General features: G+C 32.5%; 3 protein-coding genes. All 3 read left to right on the top strand.

Annotation, left to right across the window (positions count from 1 at the left end):
- Nucleotides 1-266 (top strand): HU family DNA-binding protein (locus D5281_RS24945; RefSeq protein ID WP_160562537.1); only part of this gene is annotated, 266 nt, incomplete at its 5' end.
- 7 nt (nucleotides 267-273) lie between these two features.
- The gene (locus D5281_RS24940; protein WP_160562536.1) at nucleotides 274-459 is read left to right on the top strand and encodes a hypothetical protein; all 186 of its coding nucleotides are present in this window, start codon (nucleotides 274-276) and stop codon (nucleotides 457-459) included.
- A gap of 116 nt (nucleotides 460-575) precedes the next feature.
- Nucleotides 576-860: a hypothetical protein gene (locus D5281_RS24935; protein WP_160562535.1), complete on the top strand. Its 285-nt coding sequence runs from the start codon at nucleotides 576-578 to the stop codon at nucleotides 858-860.
- Nucleotides 861-1,383 lie beyond the last annotated feature (523 nt).

Here is a 1,383-nt window from a genome sequence, read left to right as displayed (position 1 = left end):
TGGCAGAAATAGGCGGTATTACCAAGAAAGCAGCAAGAGAAGGGCTGGAATTATTCATTGAAACTCTTATGAATTATATGGCTGAAGATGAAAAGGTAATGATAAAAGGATTTGGAAGATTTGAAATGAAGAATTATAAAGAGAGAATTTGCAGAAGTCCTATTGGTGGGGAAAATTGTATCATACCAGAACATAAGAAAATGAGGTTTTATGCAAGTGAAACAATTGCAGACAGGATAAAAGAAATGCAGGGTGAGGAGGAATAGGATACATATGAGATTGAATAATAGAGCGCAAAATTGTACTGAATGTGAATATATGAAAAAGTATGATTATGGTAACAGGATATATTATTGTGATCATGTAGACAGAACTGACGATATGGGGAAGTTGGGTGTGGATCATCCACCTAAGATAAGTCCTATATGGTGTCCGTTGAGAGAGAAGAAAAGTGAGTGAAAGTATGAGTTGCGAATAGGCTTAATCATACTGGGCCATTTTATGATAAAAAATGCTTAAAATCCTTGATTTATAAGGGATTAAGCCAGACCACATATAATTAAAGGAGAGTACATATGCAGTTCAAAGATTTAGAGTGGAGAGATATCATATCAGATAGTGTGGTTGTATGCAGCCATTGTGAAATCAATTTATGCGGATGGATTAAAATAGAATTTCGTATTAATCATGAACGGGAAGAAAATAAATATATTTTGTATGTTTTTGGGAAAGGGAGTGTTAGGAGATTGGAGCCAGAAAGGCATGATTCCATAGAATCTGCAAAGAATGCAGCATATAGGATATATTCAAATGAGATGGCAAGGATAAAGAAAGCGATTGATTATCTGCTCGTTACTTAGAAAAAAGTAATGTGAATGACTGATGACCATTTGGTGGTGAGTGAAATTTAACGCCCACGATTTCATGGTGGTTGAAAATAGCAAAGGAAAAATTCCTGTGGCTAATTATAAATTATTACCATTACAGAGCAATCAAAATAAACTGTAAATTGAAGTTCAAGAAATTCTAATAACTATTAACAAAGTCGATGGTGTGATTCAGCACAATGAGATTCCAATAAATGATGATGAAAACTGAATATTTGAAAGATATGAACGATATAAAAGAGCGCGCTGTTTTTAGTGTAGTCTTTTTACCATGCAAAAAATTAAAATTTAACATTTTCAGTCTGATAGTGTACAGATACAAAAATCAATTAATGAATTTTTGTTAAGTTTTTGTAGAAGAGTAATTATGTGATGTCCCGAAATGGGACGTCACATAGAAAAAGATAAATAAAAGAGAGAAGTATTATTTTGATGATTATTTAGAGGAGGCTTTATCTATGAATAAGAAAAAAGTAATTTACAACTATAACATTGA

The organism is Parablautia muri (assembly GCF_009917485.1).
Taxonomy (GTDB): domain Bacteria; phylum Bacillota; class Clostridia; order Lachnospirales; family Lachnospiraceae; genus Suilimivivens; species Suilimivivens muri.
Note: the sequence above shows the minus strand (reverse complement) of the source record. Positions and strands in the feature narration are given on the sequence as shown.